Here is a 23,884-nt window from a genome sequence, read left to right as displayed (position 1 = left end):
CGGGCGGCCGCGTGGCGGCGACCTCCGTGCGGCCGCCGGTCAGTCGCGGCAGCGGCGGCGGTGGTAGGCGGCGGTGACCGCGAGCAGCAGCGGCCCCCAGAGCAGCAGCGGGGCGTAGCAGGCCACCAGCAGCGCGAAGCCGGCCGGGGTGAGGCTCAGGTCATTGCCGTGGACGAGGACGCCCCAGGCCGCGTACCCCCAGATCAGGGTGACCGCGACGGCGCCGGCGGTGGCCGCCGTGACCGCGAGCGGCGGCGGCACCCGCCGGTCGCCGACCACGGGCAGCCAGCGGGGGAGGACCCCGCCCCACGGCCGGACCAGGCCGAGCGCGAGCAGGGCGAGGGCCTCGGAGACCAGGCTCAGCGAGACGATGTAGATGCTCTCCCACCCGTGCGGGCGGAGCGGCGCGCCGTGCTCGGAGGCGCCGAGCGGCACCCCGGCGACCAGGGCGATCCGCCACAGCCCGGACGGCAGGGTGACCACCGGGACCAGGTGGGCGACGCGGACCGCCCAGGCGGGCGCGGGCCGCCCGTCCCGCGGGTGGCTGACGGAGCTGGTCGGCGTCGCGGTGAGCATGGCGGTTCCCCGTTCCCTCGGCTGCCTCTCCAGGCTGGTCGCGGGCGGACCGGCAGCCATCCCGAGCGGCGGGGAGTCAGCTCCCCGAGCTGGGGGAGGGCCGGTCGAGGTCAGAGCGGCAGCTTCATCCCCTCGTGGCTGGCCACGAAGCCCAGGTTGCGGTAGAAGCGGTGCGCGTCGGCCCGGGTCTTGTCGGTGGTGAGCTGCACCAGCGCGCAGCCGCGCTGCCGGGCCTGGTCGATGGCCCAGGCCATCATCTCCCGGCCGAGCCCACGGCCGCGCAGGTCCGACCGCACCCGCACCGACTCGATCAGCGAACGCTCCGCGCCGTGCCGGCCCAGCCCCGGGATGTACGTGATCTGCATGCAGCCGAGCAGTTCGCCTCCGGCGTCCGCGACGACCAGGTGGTTGCGCGGGTCGGCGTCGATCTCGGCGAACGCCTTCTCGTACGCGTCGTCGACCTCGGTGAAGTCGCGGGCCTTGCCCAGTACGTCGTCGGCGAGCAGGGCGATGACGGCGGGCAGTTCGGCCCGGATGGCGTCCCGGAAGATCACGTCGGTCATACCGGCAGCCTGACACAGCGACACCGGCCGATGTGCGGGCCTGGGTTGCCGGCACTGGGCAGCATGTGCGCCATGGAGCTCCTGCTGCTGCCGTTCCGGTGGATCTACCGGGGTCTCGTCTGGTTCGCCAACTCGCCGCGGACGCTGATCATGTCGTACCTGCTGATGATCGTGGTGGCAGGGGTGCTTTACAGCCACGCGGAGCGCAAGAGCGCCGCCGACTCGGTCTGGTGGGCGGTGGTCACCGCCTCCACCGTCGGGTACGGCGACATCTCGCCCACCACCACCGAGGGGCGGGTCCTCGCCGCGCTGCTCATCTCCACCATGGTGCTGCTGGTCATCCCGCTGATCACCGCGCACTTCGCCAGCCGGCTGATCGTCGACGACGACGCCTTCGAACACGACGAGCAGGAGGAGCTCAAGGCCGACGTGCGCCGGCTGCGCGCGCTGATCGAGGAGCTGGCCGCCCGGCAGGGCATCGAGGTGCCCGAGCCGGAGCGCCGCGAGCCGCTCAACGCGCCGGGCAGCGCAGCCCCGCTCTGGGAACGGTCAGCGAGATCAGGTAGGCGTCGACGGCGGCGGTGACACAGGCGGTCTGCGGGTAGGCGGTGTGCCCCTCGCCCTCCCAGGTCAGCACCCGGCCGACGCCGAGCATCGAGGCCAGCGCGGCGGTCTGCTCGTACGGCGTGGCCGGGTCGCCGGTCGTGCCGACCACCACGATCGGCGGCGCGCCGACCGCCTTGCCGGTCGGGTACGGGTCCCGCCCGCCGGGCCACTCCACGCAGCCCAGCATGCCCACCGCCAGGGCCGGCCCGAAGAGCGGGTACTTCTCCCGCCACTGCGACTGCAGCTGACGGATCCGCTCCCGGGTGGGCTTCTCGGTCTCGTCGGCGCAGTTCACCGCGAGGTTGGCGTCGAAGAGGTTGGAGTAGTGCCCGTCGTCCTCGCGGCCCGCGTACGCGTCGGCGAGCTTGAACACCTCGGCCGGGTCGCCGCCCTGGAGCCGGTCGATCGCCCGGGCCAGCTCCTGCCATCCGGACTCCGTGTAGAGCGAGGAGATGACCGCGTAGAAGACCCAGCCCGAGGTGGCCTCCCGCCCGCCGGCGCCGCGGACCGGGGAGACCTTCGCCTTGTCGATCGCCGAGATGACCGCGGCCCGGGCGTCCGGCGCGATCGGGCAGCGGCCGGCGTTGGCGCCGCACCACCGGGCGAAGTTGTCGAACGCCCGCTCGAAGCCCTTCGCCTGGCTCTCCGACCCGGCGATCAGCTGCTGCCGCGGGTCCACCGCGCCGTCGAGCACCAGGGCGCGGACCCGGTCCGGGTAGAGCTGGGCGTAGGTCGCGCCGAGCAGGGTGCCGTACGAATAGCCCAGGTAGGTGAGCTTCTCGTCGCCGACCGCCGCCCGGACCGCGTCCATGTCCCGGGCCGCCTGCTCGGTGCCGTAGAGCGGAAGCTGGTCGCCGTACTTGTCGCCGCAGCGCTGCCCGATCCGCTTGTTGAGCGCGACGAAGCCGTCGAAGGCCGCCTGGCTCTCCGGGTCGGGGTCGTAGCCGAAGCTGGCGTCCAGGTCGGCGTCGGGGATGCACTTGACCGGGCTGGACCGGGCCACCCCGCGCGGGTCGAAGCCGACGATGTCGAAGCGGTCGGTCACCGTGGCCGGCAGCCCGCCGAACGCGGAGCCGAAGGAGAGGTAGACGGCGGTGTCCACACCGGACGCGCCGGGCCCCCCCGGATTGACCACCAGCGACCCGATCCGGTCGTGCTGCTTGTTCGACCGGATCCGCAGCAGCGCGATCTCGAAGGTCTCTCCGCTGCCCGGTCCGGCGGTCGCGCCGGTCGGGGCGCCGCTGCCCCAGTTGCTCGGCACGAGGATCCGGGCGCACTCGTAGCGCATGCCCGGGGCACCCCGGCCGACCAGCTCGTCGGGCACCTCCGGGCAGGTACGCCAGGTCGGCGCGCTGCCGGGGGCGGCCGCCTCGCCCTGACCCTCGGTCCGTGGGGCGAACGCCGGCAGTGTGCACCCGGCGGCGACCACCACCGCCGCGGCGAACCCGGCCAGGGTCAGGCGGACCCGGCGGATCCGGTCGGAGAAGCGGGTCACGTGGGAGCCTTCCGTGATCGTGTCGACGGCCAGGCTACGCCGGGCCCGGTGCGCTGCCGACGGTCGCCGCCGGATCCCCGCGCAGCACCTGGTCCACGTCGTAGCGGATCGGGCGCTCCAGCTGGTCGTAGCGGCAGGAGCGGGGATCGCGGTCGGGCCGCCAGCGGACGAACTGGGCGGTGTGCCGCAGCCGGTCGCCCTCCATCGCGTCGTAGCCGACCTCGACCACCAGCTCCGGGCGCAGCGGCTCCCACTCGAGGTTCTTCGTGCCGGTCCACCGGCTCACCCCGCCGGGGATGCGCTGGCCCCGCTCGTGGTCGCCGTGCACCCACGGGTGGTCGCCGGCCACGTCCCGATACGGCTCCAGCTCGGTCAGCAGCTCCTTGCGGCGGGCCGCGGTGAACGAGGAGCTGACCCCGATGTGGTGCAGCACGCCCGCGTCGTCGTAGAGGCCGAGCAGCAGCGAGCCGACCACGGGACCGGACTTGTGCCAGCGGAAGCCGGCCACCACGGCGTCGGCGGTGCGGGCGTGCTTGACCTTGAACATCAGCCGTTTGCCCGGCTCGTACCGCAGGTCGGCCGGCTTGACGATCAGGCCGTCGAGCCCGGCGCCCTCGAAGACGTCGAACCAGCGGCGGGCCGTCTCCGGGTCGGTGGTCACCTGGGTGACGTGCACCGGCGGGTGGACCTTGGCCAGCGCCTGCTCCAGCCGGGCCCGGCGATGCGGATAGGGCTGGTCGAGGAGCGACTCGTCGTCGATCGCCAGCAGGTCGAAGGCGACGAAGTCGGCCGGGGTGGTCTCGGCGAGCAGCTTGACCCGGGAGGCCGCCGGGTGGATCCGCTGGGCGAGCAGCTCGAAGTCGAGCCGCGGCTGGCCGCCCGGCCCGTCGCGCCGGATCACGATCAGCTCGCCGTCGACCGCGCACCGGTCCGGCAGCTGGGCGCGCGCCTGCTCGACCACCTCCGGGAAGTAGCGGGTCATCGTCTTGCCGCCGCGGCTGGCCAGCTCGACCTCGTCACCGTCCCGGAAGATGATGCAGCGGAATCCGTCCCACTTCGGCTCGTACGTCAGGCCGGGGGCGGTGGGGAGCTGGGGCACGCTCTTGGCCAGCATCGGCTCGACCGGCGGATTGATCGGCAGGTCCACGGCGACCAGTCAATCAGACGGGACCGACAGCCGTGCGGCAGATCACCGCCGGTGCGGGGCGGCGTGTCCCCGGTCGGGCCCGTTCGTCACCCGCGGGCGGATGATGAAACCGCAGGTCAGAGCTAGGTTCGCCGGGTGCGGGAGTGGGTGTGCGGCTGCTGCGGGCGCTGGCGGGTCAGCGTGGAGCTGATCCGGGGGCGGTACCGCTACCGGCTGGCGCACCGCTACCGGCCCGAGTTCGGCGGCGGCGCGAACGTCGTCGGCGAGGTCGCCACGGTGGCCGAGCTGGAGGAACTGCTGCGCCGGCACGCCCCGGTCGGCCTGGCCGACCTGCGCGAGGCCGCCTGAGCCCCGCGCCGGGAGGCCCACCCGCGCCGGCCGTACGCTGGCGGGGTCCGAGTCGACCATGGGGGTGCGTGCGATGCCGGAGCTGACCTACCCGGACGTGGGCGCCACCCGCGAGGGTCCGCTGCCGCCCGGCTGGCGGCACGTCCGGCACCGGGTCCCGCTGCCGGACGGCTGTTTCCGCGCCGCGGGGGACGCCGTGCTCGGCTGGCGGCTGCACCGGGCGGCCGGCATCCGGATCGAGGCCGACGCGCCGCGGGCCGCCCCCGGCGTCCGGGTCGTCTCCGGCGTGGGCGTCGGGCCGCTGCGGCTCGCCGCGCCCTGCGCGGTGGTCTGGGCCGCCGACGACGAGCGGCGGGCCGGCTTCGGATACGGCACGCTGCCCGGTCACCCGGCGCGCGGCGAGGAGGCCTTCGTGGTCACCCGGGACTCCTCCGGCGCGGTCTGGTTCGAGGTACGCGCCTTCAGCCGCCCGGACCGCTGGTTCATGCGCGCCGCCGGCCCGGCCGGCCGGGCCTTCCAGGGCGGGTACGCCTGGTGGCTCGGCCGTACCCTGCGCCGCCTCTGCGCTGACGGCTGACGCCCGCCGCACGTCCCAGGGGATGGGTGGGGTCAGAAGCGGGCGAAGGAGCGGATCGGGGCGCGCGGGCCGTAGCGCGGGGCGTGCACACCGCTCGCCTCCAGCAGCAGGCAGACCCGCCCCCGGTGGCCGCGAAACGGCTCCAGCAGCGCCAGCATCCGGGCGTCGTCCCCGCGCGGCTCACCCGCCAGGGCCCAGGTCACCGTGTTCGGGATGTGGTAGTCGCCGACGCTGACCGCGTCCGGGTCGCCGTACGCGATCCGCACCACCTCGGCGGCGGTCCACGGGCCGATGCCGGGGATCGCGGTCAGCCGGCGGGTGGCCTCCTCGGCGTCCGCGCAGCGCTCCAGGCGGTCGGCGGCGGCGGCCGCACGGCGTAGCGTCTCGGCCCGCCGCTGTTCCACCCCGAACGGGTGGAAGACCCAGTACGGGGTGGCGGCCACCGCGGCCGGCTCCGGAGGCAGCAGCAGTGGCTGCACGGGCCCCGGCGCCGGCTCGCGGAAGTGCCGCACCGTGGCCGCGTACGCCCGGTAGGCCTCCTTGCCGGTGACCTTCTGCTCGAAGACGGCCCGCAGCAGCCGGGGGAAGACCTGACCGGTGGCGGGCATCCGCAGCCCGCCGTGCTGGGCGGCCAGCCGGGCCACCACCGGGTGCGCGGCGGCGAGGTCGGCGAAGCCGGTGAGGTCGTCGCGGAGCCCGGCCACCGCGTCCGCCCGGTCGACCACCCAGCCGGCCCCCGGTCCGTACCCCTCGGCGACCAGCTCGCCGGCGGTCGGCCGCAGCGTGAGCGTGGCCGGGCCGTCCGGGGTGCGGGTGGCCCACCAGAAGGTGCCGGCGGCGATCCGGGCGCACGGGTCGTACGGGCTGAAGGTGAGCGCCCGGACCGAGGCGGCCAGTCGGTAGCCGGCCGGCGGGCGCAGCGTCCGGCGGGCGGCGGGGAGCGTCACCCCGCCACTCTGCCACGCCGCCGCCCGGTGACGGGCGACACCGCCGCCCGCACCGCTCCGAGGTCCGGGGAAGTCGCGGCGCCGGCCCGGGGCGCTGCCGGTACGCCGGCGTCCAGGTACACGACGATGGCCGGCCGCGCCCTCCCCGGCTGCGACCGGCCACCGTGTCCGTGCGGTGCGGGATCAGTACGAGTACCCCGAGCTGCCGCCGTCGGAGCTGCCCGAGTCACCCGAGGCGGGCGGGGCGACCGCCTTCGGGGTCCCGCTGGGCAGGCAGGTCAGGTTCTTCTTGCCGTTCTGGTCGACCACGAACCAGGTGCCGCCGACGGCCTGGCCCTTCCACTGGCCGGGCTTCTTGTCGCCGATGTAGCGGTAGACCGGCCAGCCGCCGATGGTGATCTGCCGGGTGCCGTCCTGCCGGGTGACGGTGCCGACCTTGTCGTCGGAGACGCCCTGGAGCTGCGCGTTGCCGTCGGTCAGCGCGGGCGGCCAGACCTGGGCGCACTTGTCCACGCAGTTCGACGACGGCGGGTCGGCGGAGTCCTTGTCGAAGCGGTAGAGGATCCAGCCGTCCTGGTCCATCACGACGTTGCCCATCCGGGGCACCTTCTTGCCGACCAGCTGGTCGGTGAGCCGGACGTCCGCCGGGGGTGCCTTCTCGGTGGCGGAGGCCTCGGGTTCGGCCGCCGCGGTGGGTTCGGCCGCGGCGACGGCGACCGGCTCGGCCGCGCTCGAGTTCGCCCCGTCGTAACCCGCGGGAGCGCAGGCCGTTAGTGCGACCATCGCGCTCGCGACGATGACGGTCGTCCGCTTCAGGTGTGCCACGTGCCCTCCTCATTCTTGGCAGTTCACCGGGTAGTACGGGTGGTTCGCTGTCAAGGTTGAAGGGGAAAGGGTGCTCCATTTCACAGTGGACCGGTTGAACCGATCCGGGTTCCGGCACGTGGGGGAGCACGTCGGGTCCGGCCCGCCGGGCACGCCGAAGCGGCGCCGGGCGCTGTCGCTGCCCGGCGCCGCTGTGCTGCGGATCAGAGGTCGGCCACCGTCACCAGTGGGCTGGCGACCCCGTTGACGTCGACCGACTGCACCTGGATCTTCGCGATGTCGTCCTGCGTGGCCGAGGTGGACGCGGTCAGCTCCAGCGGGAGCTGGTTGGTGCTCGTCCCGTAGCCGCCGCCCGGCACCGACCAGGTCGAGACCACCTCGCTGGTGGAGTTCTTCCGGATGATCACCAGCCGGCAGGTGCGCGGTCCCGGCAGCTTGGTGAGCCGGACGAACACCTGCGTGCCGTACTCCTTGGAGTCGAGGAACATCGTGGTCTTCACCCCGGTGCCCGGGTCGGTGGCGTCGTGCTGCTCGCCGTCCACCGGGGTCCCCCCGAACCCGTCCCCGGAGTTCGTCGGCTCGGGCGACGGCGGGCCGGTGACCGGCGCGGTCAGGGTCGGCTCTGCCTGCGGGATCCGGTCGCCGTCGCCACCGCCCAGGACACCGGCGATGCCGACTCCGCTGAGGCCGCCGAAGACCACCACCGCCGCCGCCGTGGCGAGGAGCCGCCGGAACCGGGTACGCCTGCGATGCTGCCGCACCGCCACCAGCGTCCGGTCCAGCAGGGCCGGGTCGGTCTGGGTCTGTTCCAGCGCGGCCATCGTCTCGCCGTCGATGCCGGCGAGCATCCCCACCACGGGAACCATGGTCTCCAGCTCCGCGGCGCACGCCCAGCAGGCGGCGAGGTGCTCCTCGAACCGTTCGGCGTCCTGCTGGTCGAGCACGCCGAGCGCGTACGCGGCCACGTCCATGTGGTCTGCCCGGCTCATTCCGTCACCCCCCTTTCCTGCAGAGCCGTGCGCAGCGCGCGCAGCGCGTAGTAGACGCGCGACTTGGCGGTGCCGAGCGGAAGGCCCAGCTCCTCGGCCGCCTCCGGCACCGTCCGGCCCCGGAAGTACGTCGCCACCAGGATCTCCCGGTGCGACTGGCTCAGGGTACGCAGCGCGTCGGCGACCGTCATCGTGCGCAGCACCCGGTCCGTGCTGTCCGCCTCGGCGAACGCGGTCAGATCCCGGTCGTAGGTCTCCGCCGGGCGGGCCTGCTCGCTGCGATGCTCGTCGATGGCGATCCGCCGGGCCACGGTGACCAGCCACGGGCGCAGCGACCCCTGGCCCTGCGTGCCCAGCCGGTGCGCGTTGCGCCAGGCCCGCAGCAGCGTCTCCTGGACGATGTCCTCGGCGCGCTGCCGGTCGCCGCCGGTCAGCCGCATCACGAACATCAGCAGCGGACCGGCGTGTTCCGCGTAGAGCAGCCGGACCAGCTGGTCGGAGTGGCTGGCCTCAGGGGACGCCGCCGCCTGGTGGCGCCCGGGCGCCGGTCGCGGCGTCACCGGGTCATTCTGGCGATCGGTGGGGCGTGCGTCGACCCCACGGCCCGTCCTCGACGCACGGGACTTGGGCTGCGCCCGGGCGAACATCCACTCGGGCCGCTCGCCGTGCCAACCGGCCGCCACCGCATGCATGCAGACCTCCGGGTGTCCAATGACATCAGCCGGCCCCCCACGGGCATGGCCGCCCGGTGATACGGAGCGACCCCGCCCAGCGGATCAACGGCGCACGGAAAAAATTCCGGGCGGTGGTGGGGTGGAGGCGGTGGCGTCCGCGTCGCGCACCACGCCGGCGCCGCCGGCGAACCGGTCCAGGTCCTCGCCGGCCAGCACCCGGCCGGGGAACCAGTCGCCGGCGGCCCGCCGGGTCAGCTCCGGCACAGGCGGCTCGACCCGGCCGGCCACCAGCACCAGGTTGCCGTAGCGCCGCCCGCGCAACACCGCCGCGTCGCCGACCAGGCAGGCCCGGGGCAGCACCGAGCGGACCGTGGCGACCTGGGCCCGGGCGTGCCGCAGCGGCGGGCCGTCGGCGATGTTGGCCAGGTACCAGCCGTCCGGCCGAAGCACCCGGGCCACCTCGCCGGCGTACTCCACCGAGGTCAGGTGGGCCGGGGTGCGGGCGCCGGCGAAGACGTCCGCGACCACCACGTCGTAGCTGGCGTCCCGGCTGGCGGTCAGGGTGGCCCGGGCGTCGGCCACCCGGACCCGGAGCCGGGGATCGGTGGGCCAGGGCAGCGCCCGCCGGACCAGTTCGACCAGGGCGCCGTCCACTTCGGACACCCGCTGGGTCGAGCCGGGCCGGGTCGCGGTGACGTACCGGGGCAGGGTCAGCGCGCCGCCGCCGAGGTGCAGCACCCGCAGCGGGTTGCCGGGCGGGGCGATCAGGTCCAGCGCGGCGGCCAGCCGCCGGACGTACTCGAACTCCAGGTGGGTCGGGTCGGTGAGGTCCACATGCGACTGCGGCGCGCCGTCGAGGAGCAACGTCCACGAGCCCGGCCGGTCCGGATCCGGCAGCAGCTCGGCCTGCCCGGTGTCGACCTGCTCGACCACCCGGTCGGCGTCGCGTCGGCGGCCCATCAGCGCGGGATCCCGCGGGCCGCCGCGATCAGCACCCGGTGCAGCAGGCGGGCGTCGCCCAGCAGCCCGCGCAGCCGGCGCTCCAATCCGGCGATGGGGACGAGGTTCTGCGGCGCGCGCGGGTCCTTGTACGGGGTGGAGGCGAACCGGGGCAGGGTGACCAGGGAGAGGTCGGCCAGGCCGATCGCCTCCGCCTCGGTCAGCTCGGCGGAGCACTCCATCCGCACGATGCCGGCCCAGGGCGCGCCGGCCGCCACCGGCAGCCGCAGGTACCACGAGTAGCCGCCCCAGGCGGTGCCGAGCCGGAACACCGGGGAGCGCTGGCCCGGGGCCAGCCCGGTCACCACCGCGGTCAGCCGGGCGTCCAGGTACTGGCTGTGCTGGGTCTTGATGTAGCCCAGCGTGCGCGGCAGCTGCCGGCGGCTGCGCAGCGGACCGTCCACCACCAGCAGGTCACCGTCGACCCGGGCGGCGTCGGAGACCGCCACCTCCAGCGCGGTCAGCGGGCCCTGCACCGCCGCCGGGAGCTTGCTCAGCTCACCGGTGCCGCCGACCCGGTGCACCGGGTAGTGGATCCGGCCGGCCACCACGTCCTGGGCGGACGGGCTGGCGGTGAAGAGGCCCCGGCCGACGCGGGCGCCGGCCAGCTCCGCCGCGCCGCGCTCCAGGTCGCAGCGGACCACCCCGGCCGCGTACGAGGCGGCGATGCCGGGGAACGACCCGCCGTCGTCCTCGGCCGTCCAGACGCTGGCGTCGATCCGGCGTACCCCGTCGACGAGCAGCACCACGTCCGGGGCGGGCAGGTCCCGGCGGGCCCCGATCGCCCGCCAGTCCGTCGCCGGCAGCTCCACGTCCGGGTCGACCTGCGCGCTGCTCGGCGCCGCCGGGCCGCCGGCCGACGCCTCGAACGAGGCACCGTACGCCGGGTCCCAGGCGTCGACGAAGAACCGGGCCTCGCTCACAGCGCCGCCCTTTCGTTCGCGACTGCGGGGCTCCGCTGCGCTGCACTCCTCGCGCTCACAGGGCCGCCCTTTCGTTCGCGACTGCGGGGCTCCGCTGCGCTGCACTCCTCGCGCTCACAGGGCCGCCCTTTCGTTCGCGACTGCGGGGCTCCGCTGCGCTGCACTCCTCGCGCTCACAGGGCCGCCCTTTCGTTCGCGACTGCGGGGCTCCGCTGCGCTGCACTCCTCGCGCTCACAGGCCGGTCCGTTCGACGCGGGCCGTGCGGGCGTCCTTGCGGACCTCGTAGCGGACCGGGATCCGCTCCGCGAGGGCCGGCACATGGGTGACCACGCCGACCATCCGGTCGCCGCGGGCGGCCAGGCTCTCCAGGGTCGCCGCGACGGTGTCCAGGGTGGCCGCGTCCAGCGTGCCGAAGCCCTCGTCGAGGACGATCGACTCCAGGCTGGCCGCGGTGGTCGACATCCCGGCCAGCTGCTCGGACAGCGCCAGCGCCAGCGCGAGCGAGGCCTGGAACGTCTCCCCGCCGGAGAGGGTGCGCACACCCCGCCGCAGCCCGGCGTCGTGGTGGTCGACCACGAAGAACTCGCCCTTGTCGTGCACCAGGTCGTACTGGCCGCCGGAGAGTTCCCGCAGGATCCGCGACGCGCCGTCGACCAGCAGGTCCAACGCCTCGGCCAGCAGCCAGCGCTCGAAGTTGTTGGCCCGCAGGTGCCCGGCCAGGGCCCGGGCGACCCGGGCCTCCCGCTCGTGGCCGGCCCGCTGCTCGCGCAGCTCGACGGCCTGCTCGCGCCGCTCGACCAGCCGGCGCAGCTCGGCCTCGGCGCGCTCCACCGCCACCGCGGCGGCCCGGTCCGGGTCGTCGGCGACGGCCAGGCCGGCGGCGGTGAAGAGGGCGGCGATGCGGTCCTCCACCTCGGCCGCCGCCGCCCGGGCCGCGGCGACCGAGTCGACCAGTCCGCCGCGGTCGGCCCGCCGCCGGTCGGCCTCCCCGCCGGCCCACCCGGCCAGGGCGGCCCACGCGGCGGCCACGTCGTCGCGGTCGGCGGCCGGCGGCCCGAACCGGGCGAGCCGGTCCCGGGCTGTGTCGAAGTCGCGCCACGCCCGGCGCAGCCGCTCCTCGGCGCCGTCCAGCGCGCCCCGGGCCCGCCGGGCGGCGTCCCGTCCGGCGCGCACCGCGGTCGCCGCCTCCTCCAGTGCCCGGCGCAGCCGGGCGTGCTCGTCCAAGGCCGCCCGCAGCGCGGCCGGCGCGGCGGCGGCGGCGAGCTGGTCGTCCAGCTCGACCAGCCGGGCCCGCAGCTGGTCGTGCTCGGCGTGGGCGCGCAGCAGCATCCGGTCCAGGTCGCGGGCGGCCGCGTCGTGCTCCTGCACCGGCCGCTTCGCCGCCTCGCTGGCGGCCCGGGCCGCCTTCCCCGCGGCGGTGGCCCGGGCCACCGCCGAACCGGCCGGCACCGCCGGCACCCGGGGCACCACCTGCTCGCAGACCGGGCAGGGCCCGCCGTCGACCAGGTGCGCTCGCAGCGCCACGGCCTGGTCGGTGGCCTTGGCCTCCTCGTGCGCCCGGAACGCCGCCTCCAGCTCCGCGTCCGCCCGCTCGGCCGCGGCCCGTGCCTCGGCCAGGGCCCGCGCCGCCGCGTCGTGTTCGGCCTGCGCCGCGTTCACCGCCGCCCGGACCGTGTCCGCCTCGGCGGTCAGCCGGTCCCGGTCGGCGTGCGCCTTCAGCAGCAGGCGCAGCGCGCTCTCGTCGCCGGCCGCGGTCAGCTCGCCGCGCAGCTTCTCCTCCCGCTCCTCGGCGAGCGCCACCGCGGCGACCTCCTCGTCGGCCGCGGCCCGCGCCGTGGTCACCGCCCGGGCCAGCTCGGCGATCCCGTCCGGCGCCCGCACCCCGGCCAGCACGGCCAGCTCCGCGTCGAGCGCGGCGAGCGCCGCCGCCACCTCCCGCGCCGTGGCCCGCGCCCCCTCCAGCTCCGGTACGGCCGTCGCCACCGCCCCGGCCAGCTCCCGCATCCGGTCGACCTGCGCCTGCGCCCCGGCCACCGTCTCGTCGTCGACGGCGGCGAGCCCGGCGAGCATCCGGTCCACGGCCTCCAGCTTCGCCTCGGCCTGCCCGGCGCGTTCGGTGGCCTTCTTCTGCACCTCCTCGTAGACGCCGAGGCCGAGCAGGTTGACCAGGATCTGCTGCCGGGTGGCGGGCTTGGCGTGCAGGAAGTCGGCGAACTGCCCCTGCGGCAGCACCACGCAGGAGGTGAACTGCTCGTACGGCAGCCCGACCGCCTCGAGGACCGCGTCCTCCATCTCGGCGGGGGTGCCGGCGACCACCTCGCCGAGGTCGTCCGGGCTGAGCCCGGTGTCGAGCTTGGTCACGTCGAAGCCGGCGGGCATGAGCTGCAACCCGGCGTTGGCGGTCTTGACCGCGCCCCGGCCGTCCCGGCGGACCACCCGGGTGGCGACGTACCGGTCGCCGGCGGACTCGAAGACCAGCCGGACCCGGGCCTCGGTGGCCGACGGGGCGAGCGCGTTGGCCAGGCCCCGGGTCCCGCCCCACCGCGGCACGGTGCCGTAGAGGGCGAAGCAGATCGCGTCGAGCACCGTGGACTTGCCGGAGCCGGTCGGCCCGACCAGCACGAAGAAGTCGGCGTCGGTGAAGTCGACGGTGGTCTCCTCGCGGAAGACGGTGAAGCCCGCCATGTCCAGCCGGATCGGGCGCATCAGCGGTCGACCTCCTCGAGGAGCTCGTCGAAGAGCTCCTGGACGCCCTCGTCGGCGTGCCCGCGGCTGCCCAGGTAGTCGGCGAAGAGCTCGCGCGGCGACCGGCCGGCCCGCTGGGCGGTGCGGGTGCCGCTGCCGGGCGCCGGGACCAGCTCCGGGTCGATCCGGATCTCCAGCGCGCCGGGAAGCAGCTCCTGCACCTCCTCGCGCAGCCCGGCGCGGGGCTGCTCGCGGACGTAGACCCGCAGCCAGCCCTCCGGCGCCTCGATCTCCGCGAGCTGGGCCAGGGTGCCCCGCACGGTGCGCAGCGGGGTCGCCCCCGGCACCGGCACCTCCCGGATCCGGGCGGCGGTCCGGGCGGTCACCTCGACGATGGTCACCGAGCCGACGTTCTCCTGCTCGCCGAAGTCGACCGCCAGCGGGCTGCCGCTGTAGCGCACCGGGCAGGGGCCGATGACCCGCTGGGAGCGGTGCAGGTGACCGAGCGCCACGTAGTGCGCGGTGCCCGGGAAGACGGTGGCTGGCACGGCGTACCCGAGGACGGTGTGCGCGTCCCGCTCGCCGCCGCCGGTGCTCGCCCCGACCACGGTCAGGTGGGCGGTGACCAGGTGCACCCGGTCGGGCTCGGTGAAGCCCTCGGTGAGCCGGGCGAGCACCCGGCCGAGGTGGTCGGCGTACGTCTGGTTGGCCTCGGCGGCGGTCAGCTCGTACATCTCCACCGCGCGGACGGCGTACCGCTGGGAGAGGAAGGGCAGCGCGGCGAGCTGCCAGCGCTCCCCGTCGGCGGTGACGCCGTCGATGATGTGCTCGGCCGGATTGTCCCGGACGCCGCCGCGCAGGGTGATGCCGGCCGCCTCGGCCCAGGGGCGCAGCGCGTCCAGGGCCTGCCCGTTGTCGTGGTTGCCGCCGATCGCCACCACGTCCGCGCCGGTGCGCCTCAGCGCGGTCAGCGCCCGGGTCACCAGCCGGGTCGCCTCCGGGGTGGGCGCGGCGGTGTCGTACAGGTCGCCGGCCACGATGACCAGGTCGGGGCGCTCGGCCCGGGCGATCTCGATCACCTGGGCCAGCACCTGCTTGTGCTCCTCGGCCCGGGACCGTCCCTTGAGGACCTTGCCGACGTGCCAGTCGGAGGTGTGCAGGATCTTCACAGTGCTGGCCTTTCGTTCGCGACTGCGGGGCTCCGCTTCGCTGCACTCCTCGCGCTCACCGGTGGACCGCCTCAGAACGGGATGTCGTCGTCGGTGGCGGCGCCGGAGCCGACCACGGCGAACGGGTCGGCCGACTGGGTGATCGAACGCAGCGTCTCCGACGGCGCCCGGCCGGCCTCGGAGACCCGGGTCGCCCAGGCCGGGAAGGGGAACTCCAAACAGAGCGGGACCGGGATGTCCGGCTGGTTGACGAACATGGTGCCGGGCTTGGCCAGCAGGGCCCGCTGCCGCTGGGCCGGCGGGAGGAAGCCGTACTCGGGGCGGGACGCCTCGGCCGGGTCGAGCCGGCCGACCACCCGGATCGCCGAGTTGGTCACGATCCGGCGCTCCACCTCGCTCGCCGTCTGCTGGGCGCCGACCAGGATCACCCCGAGCGAGCGGCCCCGCTCGGCGATGTCCAGCAGCACCTCCTTGATCGGGGAGGAGCCCTCGCGGGGGGCGTACTTGTTCAGCTCGTCGAGGACGACGAAGAGCAGCGGCTTGGCCGTGCCGGCCTTCTCCTTGCGCTCGAACTCGCTCTTCAGCGTCACGCCGACCACGAAGCGCTGCGCCCGGTCGGGGAGATTGTGCAGGTCGACGACGGTGACCTGGGCGCTCTCGGCGGTGTTGATCGAGTGCGGGCGGCGGGTGGCCAGGTCACCCCGGAGCAGCCGGCCCAGGTCCTTCTTGCTGCCGATCAGCCGGCGGGCGAACGCGTTGACGGTGCCGAGCCCGACCGCGCTGCCCGCCCACTCGGACCGGGTCTCGTCGTCGTTGAGCTGCTCGACGATGTGGTCGACCAGGTCGGCGTACGACCCCAGCCGGACGCCGTCCAGGCTGACCCCGCCGTCGGCGGGCTGGGCGTACCGGGCCAGGTGGGCGGCCACCGAGTGGACCACCATCGTGTACTGCTGGCGCTCGTCGTCGGCATCGGCGAAGACGTACGGCAGGAGCCGGTCGGCGCAGAACTCGGCGAGTGTCCAGTAGAAGCTGTCGACGCCGGTGAGCCGGCTGCTCACGTCCGGCGTGCCGGAGGAGTCGCCGACCCGGGGCGGCGCGTACACCCGCACGTCGGGGAAGGCGCCGGCGTCCAGCCCGAGCTTCGCGTACCCGGCCCGGGTGGCGTCGTCGAGCCGGGTGTTGGGGTGGTCGAGGAAGAGCAGGTCCTCGCCCTTGACGTTGAAGATCAGCGCCTTGGCGTTGACCGCGTCGCCGCCGAGCACCCCGGAGCGGAAGACCGAGTAGAGCAGGAAGGTGGCGAAGCTGGTCTTGGTGGCCACCCCGGAGATGCCGGAGATGGAGACGTGCGCGCCGCGGGTGCCGTCGAGGAAGTCGGCGTTGAGGTAGACCGGCACGCCGTCGCGGCCCATGCCCATCGGGATGCGCCGTTCCATCCGGTCGAAGTGCAAAGCCCGGGCCCGGGCGTCGCCCTCGGCCCGGTGCACGACCGCCCCCGGGGTGGGCGGCACGTAGAACTCGGGGTCGACCCGGGTGGTGGTGATCTCCGCGGCCTCCTGCACCTGGGCGGGCAGCGTCCCGTCGGCGATGGCGAATACGTCGGAGTCGAACTGCGCGCCCTCATGCCGGGCGCGGACCTGGGTGACCACGCCGGCGATGGTCACCGGCTCCCGGTCGGGCAGCTCGCGGCGGGTGACCACCACGTCGTCGAGCTGGAGGTAGCTGCCGGGGGCGACGGCGGTCCAGAACGTCAGCGGGGTGGCGTCGGCGGTGCCGAGCACCCGGCCGACCCCGTCGCCGGGGCCGTCGAGCGGGTCGTCGGTCATCGGCGGACTCCGGTCAGCTGGTCGTCTCGGTCGCGGCACACGTGGTGCATCCTGCCCGAGGGATGCGACAGGTTGCCACGCGACGCGGCGGACGCCACCCGAGGTCCTCCGCGCCCCTCGCGCACCGGGGTCGGCCAACCACACCGCGTGTCGGCGGCGACGCGATTCCCGCCCCGGCCGGGCGTCATCCGCGAGATCCTGCAGGGGGCCGGGGGGAGCGGGGAGCGGACGTGGGATCGACACGGGGCCGGACGGTCGCACTGCTCGTCCTCGCCGGGCTGCCGGCGGTGGTCGAGGAGGTGGTGCTGGTCGCCGTCGGGCTGCACGCCGCCCGCGGGCTCGCCCCGCAGGTCACCGCCGTCTGGCCGTACGACTCGTACCACGACCTGCGTTGGCTGCTGGTCTACCACGACTCGTGGCTCACGTTCGTGCTCGGGCTGCTCGGCGTCACCCTGGCCCGGGGGCTGCTCTCCGCCGGGCTGACCGCGCTGGCCTGGCCCGAGGGGACACCGCGCCCCTCCCGGGGCCGGCTGATGCGACGCAACCTGGAGGTCGCGGCGCTGGCCATGCTGGTCATCTCGCCGTGGGCCGCGCTCTCCGTCGCCTTCTCCGCGGTGGCGCTCTCCTGGTACCTGTTCGCCTCGCTGGGCCCGATGCTGGTGCTCGCCCCCTTCCTCGTACGGGCCGGGGCCGTGGCCAACTGGTGGCGGGGGTTGCCGACAATCGAGGTGTTCGGCTGGTCGGCGCTGAACTTCGTGCTGCTGACCCTGGCCGGCGCGCTGATCTCCAGCACCCCCGGCTGGTGGACGGTCGGGGTGGCCGGCCTGGCCGGGGTGGCGAACGGGCTGCTCTGGCAACGGAGCGTGGCCGCCGCGGCGCTGCCGGCCCGGATCCGCTGGCCGCGGGTGCCGGTCGCCCCGATCGCCATCGTCCTCACCATGGCGGGGGCGGTCTGGGCCCCGTCGCTGATCGGGATCGCCGCCCCCGGGCCGGGGATATGGCGGCCGCCGGTCCTCACCGAACGGCTGCCCGACCGGGTCAACCACGCGGTGATCGTCCTCGACGGGCACGACTCGCAGTGGGACGGGGAACCACCCGCCGACCCGCGGGTCGAGCACTTCTCCTACCAGGGGCTGGACGCGGGTGGTCGGCCCCTGCCGTACCCGCCGGCGGCGACCCACCGGTCGCTCGACTCCAGCAGCGTCCTGCTCGCCGCCCAGGTGGACGCGCTGCACCGGCGTACCGGCCGGCCGGTGGCGCTGGTCGGGCAGAGCGAGGGCGCCATGGTGGTCCGGACCTACCTGGAGAAGTTGCTGTTGCCCCCTGGCCCGGTGACCGCGGCGGTGATGTTCAGCCCGCTGGTCCAGGCCGGGCGGACCTACTACCCGCCCCCGGGGCACCAGGGCTGGGGGGTCGCGGCGGGCTGGGAGCTGCGCGCCCTGTTCTGGCTGGCGAGCCTGCCCAATCCGGTGAAGGACGACCCCGACGAGCCGTTCGTGCGCTCGGTGCTGAGCGGCGCGCCGTTCTACCGCAACCGCACGCTCTGCCCGGTGCCGGGCGTCCGGATGATCGCCTTCCTGCCCACGGTCAGCGCCGCCGAGGCGCCGCCGGGGGAGTACAGCCGCATCCCGGTCTACCAGCAGCCCGCGTTCCATGGCGGCCTGATCGGCCAGCGGATGGTGGAGGACCGGGTGATCGCGTTCCTGGCCGGCGAGCAGGTCGACCAGCCCCGCCGGGAGTACGGCCTGCTCCAGCGGCTGGGCGCCGCCTGGCAGGCGCCGCCGTTGGCGCTGTCGCTCAACCCGGTGTGGTCGGCGAGCCGGGAGGGGGACCCGGCGAGGACCGGCCGGGTCTGCGAGGCGCGCTGAGCCGATCCGGCCCGGGCGGGGCCGGCGTGCGGCCGCGGACGGCGCGCCGGTAGCGGAGGAGCAGTCGGACGGCCGCCAGGTCGAGCGCGACCACCAGGACGGCCCGGATCGGCGCGTACGGCAGGAGCGCCAGCTCGACGGCGACCGCCAGTACGGCGCAGCAGATCGCGAGCGGAACCGTTCCGGGTCGCCCGGTGAGCACCAGCAGCCCGGCGAGCGTTGCCGCGGCCCCGATGGCGACGTGCAGCCATGCCCAGCCGGTGATGTCGACCCGGTACACGCCCTGCGCGGTCTCCACGGCGAACGCGTCGCGCGCCGTGTGCGCCCAGGCGGAGAGCACGTCCACCAGTCCGGCGCCGGTCAGCAGTCCGGCGGCGAGCAGCGGGCGGCCATGCCCGGCCGCCCTGGCGTCGCCTACCCCTGCGGATCCCATCGTCCCAGGTTAAGGCCCCTGCGGCCGGGTCCCGGGCGAACAGCCGGATGCCCACAGTGGTGAACGGGATGCGAAAAGTTGTGGAAAAAATCTTGGTCGCAGGTCGTGACAGGGAAGGGCGGCTTGACGCAAAAATATGCAACAACGCATCGAGGATCTTCCAAACGTCGATCCCTGTGCGCCGTCGCGCCCTGCCACCCGCGGGGTCGCGACTGATCCGTCGTCCACCACCGGCGGGTCACCGGTCAGTCGGCACCCCCCCGACTGGCAGTCCTAGTGAAGGTAGGAACTTCATGCGTCGTACCACTCTCCTGAGCGGCCTCGCCACGGCCGCTCTCCTGGCGGCCGCCGCCACCGTGCCGACCGCGGCCGCCGCCGCGCCCGCCACCTCCGCCGACGCGTTCACCCGCGCGGTGGCCCAGCTCAAGGCCCACCCGGGCAGCGCGCTCGTCGCCGACGGGCAGAGCTTCACGCTCAAGAACACGAGCACCGACGCCGACGGCACCGAGCACGTCCGGCTCAACCGCTACCAGGACGGTCTGCCGGTCCTGGGCGGAGACACGGTCGTGCACGCACCTCGGCAAGGGCAACACCTGGCGGGGTGCCAGCCAGAGCCTCGCCGCGGCCCCCGCCCGGGGCGCCAAGGCGAAGATCAGCGCGGCGGCCGCGGGCCGGGCCGCGCTGGGCTCCTCGACCGCCGCCGCCCGCCGGGTCGACGGCAGCCAGCTGGTCCACGACGCCGACGCCGCCGGCACCACCCTGGCGTACGAGGTCGTCGTGGGTGGCGCGTACGCCGACGGCACCCCCAGCGAGCTGCACGTGCTGGTCGACGCCGCCAGCGGCAGGGTCCGCGACTCGTGGGAGGGCGTGCAGCGCGAAGGCACCGGCAACACCTTCCACTCCGGCTCGGTGACCGTGGGCAGCACCCTCTCCGGCGGCACCTACCAGCTCGCCGACGCCACCCGGGGCGGCCACCGGACGTACGACCTGAACGGTGGCACCAGCGGCACCGGCACCCTGGTCACCAACACCGGCAACGTCTTCGGCGACGGCACCCTGGCCAACCGGCAGACCGCCGCCGCCGACGCCGCCTACGGCGCCCAGGAGACCTGGGACTACTACAAGACCACCTTCGGCCGGAACGGCATCCGCAACGACGGGGTGGGCGCGTACAGCCGGGTGCACTACAGCACCAACTACGCCAACGCGTTCTGGAGCGACTCCTGCTTCTGCATGACCTACGGTGACGGCGGCTCCGGCTGGTACCCGCTGACCTCGCTGGACGTCGCCGGGCACGAGATGAGCCACGGCGTCACCAGCAACACCGCCGGCCTGCGCTACAGCGGTGAGTCCGGCGGCCTGAACGAGGCCACCAGCGACATCTTCGGCACCCTGGTCGAGTTCTACGCGGCCAACAGCAAGGACCCGGGTGACTACCTGATCGGGGAGAAGCTGCGCACCAGCGGCGCGCCGCTGCGCTACATGGACAAGCCGTCCAAGGACGGCGCCTCCGCCGACTGCTGGAGCAGCTCGGTGGGCCGGCTGGACGTGCACTACTCCTCCGGCGTGGCGAACCACTTCTTCTACCTGCTCGCCGTCGGCAGCGGCTCGTCGTCGTACGGCAACAGCCCGACCTGCAACGGCAGCACCGTCGCCGGCATCGGCAACGCGAGGGCCGGCGCGATCTGGTACCGGGCGCTGACCACCTACATGACCTCGCGGACCAGCTACGCCGGTGCCCGCACCGCGACCCTGTCGGCCGCCAAGGACCTGTACGGCGCCGGCAGCGCCGAGTACAACACGGTCGCCGCCGCCTGGTCGGCCGTGAGCGTCAACTGACCGCCTGATCCGGCGTCGGCGGCCCTCCTCCACCGCCGACGCCGGACGACGGCGCCACCGATCACGGGCGCGGGTCCGCCACCCGGCGTGCCCGCGCCCGTCCGCGTGGGCGGAGAAGGGTTGTCCGCGTACCGCCGGGTGGTCGGCGGACGAGGCCGGCGGCCGGCGCGGCGGCCGCGTTGCGCGGACGCGGACCTGCGGCGTCTGGTCGCCGCCCTCGCCGCCCTCGGCGCCATCGATCAGGCGGCCGGTGCGGCGCCGGCCGGCGGTCGGTCGTCGTCCCGGGCGTAGCGCAGCATCAGGACGCCATCGTCGGCGGCCAGCACGTGGCGCAGCGGCAGCCGGCGGGGCGCGCTGGCGTCCCCGGCGGTGATCCGACCGGGGCCGGCCCCGGCGAGCAGCGGCGCGACGGTCAGGCAGAGCTCGTCGACCAGGTCGGCGGCGGTGAGCGCGCCGAAGAGGTGCGGGCCGCCCTCGCAGAGCAGCTGGCCCAGCCCGCGGCGGCGCAGCTCGGCCAGGCCCGCGGCGAGGTCCACCCGGTCGTCGCCGCAGCACACGAGGTCGGCGACGTCGGTCAGCCCGGGCGGCGGCTCGGCGGCGGCCCGGGTGAGCACGAGCGGCCGAACCGGCGCGTCGGCGAAGGCGGCCTGGTCCGGGTCGAGGTCGAGCGAGCCGGAGACCACCACCAGCGTCGGGTATTCGGCCAGGCCGTGCTCCCGGCGCCAGGCCCGGCGCGGCTCGCTCAGCCGGACCGCCCGGTAGCCCTCGTGCCGGAGCGTGCCGGCGGCCACGACGAGGCCGTCGCAGAGCATCCGGAGCAGCCCGAAGACCCGCTTGTCCGGCTCGCCGGAGAGGCCTTCGGAGTAGCCGTCCAGGGTGACCGCGCCGTCGGCGCTGGTCACGAAGTTGACCCGCAGGTGCGGACGGCCGGCGGGGCCGTAGAGCGCGGCCAGCTCGGGGTCGGTCAGCGGCCCGGCGGCGGGCGCGGGCCAGATCCGGGAAATCGCCGTTCCGCTCATTCGCTGGCCGGACCGGTGACCGGAGGGGTGGGTCGGGGGGTACGGTGCTGGCAGTCGCACCACTTCCGGCCCGGACAGTCGTCGTGCCGTCGCTCTCGGCACGCTCGGCAGATCATGCTGGCAGCCTATGCCGAGGGAGGATGGGACACCGATGCCGCGTCAGATCTTCCAGCTCGCGATCTCCCTGGCCGGGGTCCGGCCGCCGGTGTGGCGGCGGGTGCTCGTCCCCGGTGGGTACACCCTGGACCGCGTGCACCGGGTGGTGCAGCACGCGATGGGCTGGCGGGACTGTCACCTGCACTCGTTCGAGATCGACGGGCTCCAGTACGGCGAGCCGGACCCGGACGGCGAGCTGGCGGTCCGCGACGAGCTGGACGTCCGGCTGGACGCGGTGGTCGGCAAGGGCAGCCGGTTCCACTACACGTACGACTTCGGCGACTGGTGGGAGCACGACCTGCTGGTGGAGGACGCCTGCACGGCGGACCCGGACGAGCGGTACCCGTCCTGCCTCCAGGGGGAGCGGGCCTGTCCGCCGGAGGACGTCGGCGGTCCGTCCGGGTACGCCGTCCTGCTTGCCGCGCTGACCGATCCGGCCCAGCCCGAGCACCGCGCGATGCGGGAGTGGGCGGGCGCGGGCTTCGACCCGGACGCCTTCGACGCCGCCCGCGCCACCACCCTGCTGCGCCGCCTCTGCTGATCCGGGCCCTCCCATGGACTATTGACACCCCTGACACCGCCCGGCAATCTCATGGGAACGCTCCCGCGAGTGCAGACCCTCGCCGGTACGTTGATCGCCACCCTGCCCCTGTTCATCGTGTTCGTTCTGTTCGGCCGCCAGATCATCGGCGGAATCATGGAAGGCGCCGTCAAGTCGTGAGCAACCCCGCCAGCCCGCCCGCCGCCGGCGTCCTCGACCAGGGCCCGGAACTCACCTTCCCGCCCGGTTTCCGGTGGGGCGCGGCGACCGCCGCGTACCAGATCGAGGGCGCGGCGACCGAGGGCGGCCGTACCCCGTCGATCTGGGACACGTTCAGCCACACCGAGGGCCGGACGGTGGGCGGGCACACCGGCGACGTGGCCTGCGACCACTACCACCGGATGCCGGACGACGTCCGGCTGATGGCCGAGCTGGGGCTGAAGTCGTACCGGTTCTCGGTCTCCTGGCCCCGGGTCCAGCCGGGCGGCACGGGGGCGGCCAACCAGGCGGGCCTGGACTTCTACCGGCGGCTGGTCGACGAGCTGCTGGCCCACGACATCGAGCCCTGGCTGACCCTCTACCACTGGGACCTGCCGCAGCCGCTGGAGGACGCCGGCGGCTGGCCGGCCCGGGACACCGCCGCCCGGTTCGCCGACTACGCCCAGCTCGTCGCGGACGCCCTCGGCGACCGGGTGCGGTACTGGACCACGCTCAACGAGCCGTGGTGCTCGGCGTTCCTCGGCTACGGCTCCGGCGTGCACGCGCCGGGCCGCTCCGACGGCGGTGACGCGGTCCGGGCCGGGCACCACCTGATGCTCGGCCACGGCCTCGCGGTGGAGGCGCTGCGGGCGTCCCGGCCCGACGCCCAGCTCGGCATCACGCTCAACCTCTACCCGGTCACCCCGGCCACCGACGCGGCCGGGGACGTCGACGCCGCGCGGCGGATCGACGGGCTGGCGAACCGGTTCTTCCTCGACCCGGTGCTGCGCGGGTCGTACCCCGCGGACCTGACCGCCGACCTGCGCCAGATCAGCGACTTCGGGCACGTCCAGGACGGCGATCTGAAGATCATCTCCAGCCCGCTGGACGTGGTGGGGATCAACTACTACAGCCGGCACGTCGTCGCCGCCCCGATCGAGGAGGCGGAGCCGGCGGCGTACTGGCGGTCGCCGTCGTGCTGGCCGGGCAGCGAGGACGTCCGGTTCGTCACCCGAGGCGTCCCGGTCACCGACATGGACTGGGAGATCGACGCCCCCGGCCTGGTCGAGACGCTGGAGCGGGTCCACCGCGACTACACCGACCTGCCGCTCTACATCACCGAGAACGGCTCCGCCTTCGTCGACGCGGTGGTCGACGGCCGGGTCGACGACCCCGACCGGCTGGCGTACTTCGACGCGCACCTGCGCGCCGCGCGCGCCGCGATCAGCGCCGGGGTGCCCCTGAAGGGCTACTTCGCCTGGTCACTGATGGACAACTTCGAATGGGCGTGGGGGTACACCAAGCGCTTCGGCATGGTCCACGTCGACTACGACAGCCAGGCCCGGATCCCCAAGTCCAGCGCCAGGTGGTACGCCGAGGTGATCCGACGGAACGGTCTGGCCGCACAATAGGCTTGGCCAGCCAGTAACGGGCGGCCCGGCACCGTCGCCGTGCCAGGTGCCGGGCCCGTCCGATGTCGGAG

The 23,884-nt window shown here is 74.7% G+C and carries 22 protein-coding genes and 2 pseudogenes; 9 read left to right on the top strand and 15 right to left on the bottom strand.

Features of this window, described 5'->3' with window-relative positions; translation table 11 throughout:
- Positions 1-39: 39 nt before the first annotated feature.
- Entirely contained in the window at positions 40-576 is a 537-nt protein-coding gene (locus tag GA0070613_RS00540) for a hypothetical protein (RefSeq protein WP_089010460.1), read from the bottom strand.
- A 110-nt stretch (positions 577-686) separates the two neighbouring features.
- Positions 687-1,139 (bottom strand): GNAT family N-acetyltransferase, encoded by a 453-nt coding sequence (locus GA0070613_RS00535; RefSeq protein ID WP_089010459.1) that lies wholly within the window; start codon positions 1,137-1,139, stop codon positions 687-689.
- Between the two features lie 72 nt (positions 1,140-1,211).
- Here GA0070613_RS00535 and GA0070613_RS00530 point away from each other — a divergent pair, with 72 nt between their 5' ends.
- Positions 1,212-1,724 (top strand): potassium channel family protein, encoded by a 513-nt coding sequence (locus GA0070613_RS00530; RefSeq protein WP_089015655.1) that lies wholly within the window; start codon positions 1,212-1,214, stop codon positions 1,722-1,724.
- Here the strand turns inward: GA0070613_RS00530 and GA0070613_RS00525 are convergent.
- The gene (locus GA0070613_RS00525; RefSeq protein ID WP_231929909.1) at positions 1,651-3,219 is read right to left on the bottom strand and encodes an alpha/beta hydrolase; all 1,569 of its coding nucleotides are present in this window, start codon (positions 3,217-3,219) and stop codon (positions 1,651-1,653) included. The genes GA0070613_RS00530 and GA0070613_RS00525 overlap by 74 nt on opposite strands.
- Positions 3,220-3,274: 55 nt before the next feature.
- Entirely contained in the window at positions 3,275-4,387 is a 1,113-nt protein-coding gene (locus GA0070613_RS00520; RefSeq protein WP_089010457.1) for an ATP-dependent DNA ligase, read from the bottom strand.
- A 135-nt stretch (positions 4,388-4,522) separates the two neighbouring features.
- On the opposite strand from GA0070613_RS00520, the gene GA0070613_RS00515 reads away from it, so the two are divergent.
- Both GA0070613_RS00515 and GA0070613_RS00510 read left to right on the top strand, forming a co-directional pair.
- Positions 4,523-4,735 carry a hypothetical protein gene (locus tag GA0070613_RS00515; protein WP_089010456.1) on the top strand — a complete coding sequence of 71 codons (213 nt, stop codon included), beginning with the start codon at positions 4,523-4,525 and terminating at the stop codon, positions 4,733-4,735.
- Positions 4,736-4,808: 73 nt separating this feature from the next.
- Entirely contained in the window at positions 4,809-5,312 is a 504-nt protein-coding gene (locus tag GA0070613_RS00510) for a DUF1990 family protein (RefSeq protein WP_089010455.1), read from the top strand.
- A gap of 32 nt (positions 5,313-5,344) precedes the next feature.
- Here the strand turns inward: GA0070613_RS00510 and GA0070613_RS00505 are convergent, their stop codons facing one another.
- The 9 genes from GA0070613_RS00505 to GA0070613_RS00465 all read right to left on the bottom strand — a co-directional run bounded on the left by GA0070613_RS00505 (position 5,345) and on the right by GA0070613_RS00465 (position 16,347).
- Positions 5,345-6,259 (bottom strand): DNA-3-methyladenine glycosylase family protein, encoded by a 915-nt coding sequence (locus tag GA0070613_RS00505; protein ID WP_089010454.1) that lies wholly within the window; start codon positions 6,257-6,259, stop codon positions 5,345-5,347.
- 183 nt (positions 6,260-6,442) lie between these two features.
- A complete protein-coding gene (locus tag GA0070613_RS00500; protein WP_089010453.1) occupies positions 6,443-7,084 on the bottom strand; it encodes a hypothetical protein in 642 nt (213 codons plus the stop codon).
- Positions 7,085-7,287: 203 nt separating this feature from the next.
- On the bottom strand, positions 7,288-8,073 hold the full coding sequence (locus tag GA0070613_RS00495) for an anti-sigma factor family protein (protein WP_089010452.1): 786 nt from the start codon (positions 8,071-8,073) through the stop codon (positions 7,288-7,290).
- The gene (locus tag GA0070613_RS00490) at positions 8,070-8,765 is read right to left on the bottom strand and encodes a sigma-70 family RNA polymerase sigma factor (RefSeq protein WP_089010451.1); all 696 of its coding nucleotides are present in this window, start codon (positions 8,763-8,765) and stop codon (positions 8,070-8,072) included. Before GA0070613_RS00490 ends, GA0070613_RS00495 begins: the two co-directional genes overlap by 4 nt.
- An 84-nt stretch (positions 8,766-8,849) precedes the next feature.
- A complete protein-coding gene (locus tag GA0070613_RS00485) occupies positions 8,850-9,707 on the bottom strand; it encodes a spermidine synthase (protein ID WP_089010450.1) in 858 nt (285 codons plus the stop codon).
- Complete coding sequence (locus GA0070613_RS00480) at positions 9,707-10,669, bottom strand: hypothetical protein (protein WP_089010449.1); 963 nt, start codon at positions 10,667-10,669, stop codon at positions 9,707-9,709. The genes GA0070613_RS00485 and GA0070613_RS00480 overlap by 1 nt, the downstream gene beginning before the upstream one ends.
- Positions 10,670-10,901: 232 nt before the next feature.
- On the bottom strand, positions 10,902-13,376 hold the full coding sequence (locus tag GA0070613_RS00475; protein WP_089010448.1) for an AAA family ATPase: 2,475 nt from the start codon (positions 13,374-13,376) through the stop codon (positions 10,902-10,904).
- On the bottom strand, positions 13,376-14,524 hold the full coding sequence (locus tag GA0070613_RS00470) for an exonuclease SbcCD subunit D (protein WP_089010447.1): 1,149 nt from the start codon (positions 14,522-14,524) through the stop codon (positions 13,376-13,378). Before GA0070613_RS00470 ends, GA0070613_RS00475 begins: the two co-directional genes overlap by 1 nt.
- A 71-nt stretch (positions 14,525-14,595) precedes the next feature.
- On the bottom strand, positions 14,596-16,347 hold the full coding sequence (locus tag GA0070613_RS00465; RefSeq protein WP_089010446.1) for an ATP-binding protein: 1,752 nt from the start codon (positions 16,345-16,347) through the stop codon (positions 14,596-14,598).
- A 230-nt stretch (positions 16,348-16,577) separates the two neighbouring features.
- Between GA0070613_RS00465 and GA0070613_RS00460 the strand changes: the two genes are divergently transcribed.
- A complete protein-coding gene (locus tag GA0070613_RS00460) occupies positions 16,578-18,215 on the top strand; it encodes a lipase family protein (RefSeq protein WP_089010445.1) in 1,638 nt (545 codons plus the stop codon).
- Here the strand turns inward: GA0070613_RS00460 and GA0070613_RS00455 are convergent.
- Positions 18,145-18,648 (bottom strand): DUF7144 family membrane protein, encoded by a 504-nt coding sequence (locus tag GA0070613_RS00455; RefSeq protein ID WP_089010444.1) that lies wholly within the window; start codon positions 18,646-18,648, stop codon positions 18,145-18,147. The two genes, GA0070613_RS00460 and GA0070613_RS00455, sit on opposite strands and share 71 nt — an antisense overlap.
- A gap of 47 nt (positions 18,649-18,695) precedes the next feature.
- Here GA0070613_RS00455 and GA0070613_RS34270 point away from each other — a divergent pair.
- Together GA0070613_RS34270 and GA0070613_RS00450 are read left to right on the top strand one after the other, a co-directional pair.
- Positions 18,696-19,226, top strand: a pseudogene (locus tag GA0070613_RS34270) (hypothetical protein); the annotation flags it as partial.
- 199 nt (positions 19,227-19,425) lie between these two features.
- Positions 19,426-20,487, top strand: a complete 1,062-nt coding sequence (locus GA0070613_RS00450) for a M4 family metallopeptidase (protein ID WP_197699028.1) — start codon at positions 19,426-19,428, stop codon at positions 20,485-20,487.
- Between the two features lie 239 nt (positions 20,488-20,726).
- Here GA0070613_RS00450 and GA0070613_RS00445 read toward each other — a convergent pair whose 3' ends face one another.
- Positions 20,727-21,506, bottom strand: a complete 780-nt coding sequence (locus GA0070613_RS00445; protein WP_089010443.1) for a pyrimidine reductase family protein — start codon at positions 21,504-21,506, stop codon at positions 20,727-20,729.
- Positions 21,507-21,657: 151 nt separating this feature from the next.
- Here GA0070613_RS00445 and GA0070613_RS00440 point away from each other — a divergent pair, with 151 nt between their 5' ends.
- The 3 genes and pseudogenes from GA0070613_RS00440 (at position 21,658) to GA0070613_RS00435 (ending at position 23,813) form a co-directional block, all read left to right on the top strand.
- Positions 21,658-22,203 carry a plasmid pRiA4b ORF-3 family protein gene (locus GA0070613_RS00440; protein ID WP_089010442.1) on the top strand — a complete coding sequence of 182 codons (546 nt, stop codon included), beginning with the start codon at positions 21,658-21,660 and terminating at the stop codon, positions 22,201-22,203.
- Between the two features lie 72 nt (positions 22,204-22,275).
- A pseudogene (locus GA0070613_RS31820) lies at positions 22,276-22,383 on the top strand (carbohydrate ABC transporter permease); the annotation flags it as partial.
- Entirely contained in the window at positions 22,380-23,813 is a 1,434-nt protein-coding gene (locus GA0070613_RS00435; protein WP_089010441.1) for a GH1 family beta-glucosidase, read from the top strand. The pseudogene GA0070613_RS31820 and the gene GA0070613_RS00435, both read left to right, overlap by 4 nt.
- The last annotated feature ends 71 nt before the right edge of the window (positions 23,814-23,884 follow it).

The organism is Micromonospora inositola, from assembly GCF_900090285.1.
GTDB lineage: Bacteria > Actinomycetota > Actinomycetes > Mycobacteriales > Micromonosporaceae > Micromonospora > Micromonospora inositola.
Note: the sequence above shows the minus strand (reverse complement) of the source record. Positions and strands in the feature narration are given on the sequence as shown.

Coding starts and splice junctions, on each gene's coding strand:
- GA0070613_RS00540 (WP_089010460.1), bottom strand. CDS start 576: ATGCTCACCGCGACGCCGACCAGCTCCGTCAGCCACCCGCGGGACGGG.
- GA0070613_RS00535 (WP_089010459.1), bottom strand. CDS start 1,139: ATGACCGACGTGATCTTCCGGGACGCCATCCGGGCCGAACTGCCCGCC.
- GA0070613_RS00530 (WP_089015655.1), top strand. CDS start 1,212: ATGGAGCTCCTGCTGCTGCCGTTCCGGTGGATCTACCGGGGTCTCGTC.
- GA0070613_RS00510 (WP_089010455.1), top strand. CDS start 4,809: ATGCCGGAGCTGACCTACCCGGACGTGGGCGCCACCCGCGAGGGTCCG.
- GA0070613_RS00495 (WP_089010452.1), bottom strand. CDS start 8,073: ATGAGCCGGGCAGACCACATGGACGTGGCCGCGTACGCGCTCGGCGTG.
- GA0070613_RS00490 (WP_089010451.1), bottom strand. CDS start 8,765: ATGCATGCGGTGGCGGCCGGTTGGCACGGCGAGCGGCCCGAGTGGATG.
- GA0070613_RS00485 (WP_089010450.1), bottom strand. CDS start 9,707: ATGGGCCGCCGACGCGACGCCGACCGGGTGGTCGAGCAGGTCGACACC.
- GA0070613_RS00475 (WP_089010448.1), bottom strand. CDS start 13,376: ATGCGCCCGATCCGGCTGGACATGGCGGGCTTCACCGTCTTCCGCGAG.
- GA0070613_RS00465 (WP_089010446.1), bottom strand. CDS start 16,347: ATGACCGACGACCCGCTCGACGGCCCCGGCGACGGGGTCGGCCGGGTG.
- GA0070613_RS00455 (WP_089010444.1), bottom strand. CDS start 18,648: ATGGGATCCGCAGGGGTAGGCGACGCCAGGGCGGCCGGGCATGGCCGC.
- GA0070613_RS00445 (WP_089010443.1), bottom strand. CDS start 21,506: ATGAGCGGAACGGCGATTTCCCGGATCTGGCCCGCGCCCGCCGCCGGG.
- GA0070613_RS00440 (WP_089010442.1), top strand. CDS start 21,658: ATGCCGCGTCAGATCTTCCAGCTCGCGATCTCCCTGGCCGGGGTCCGG.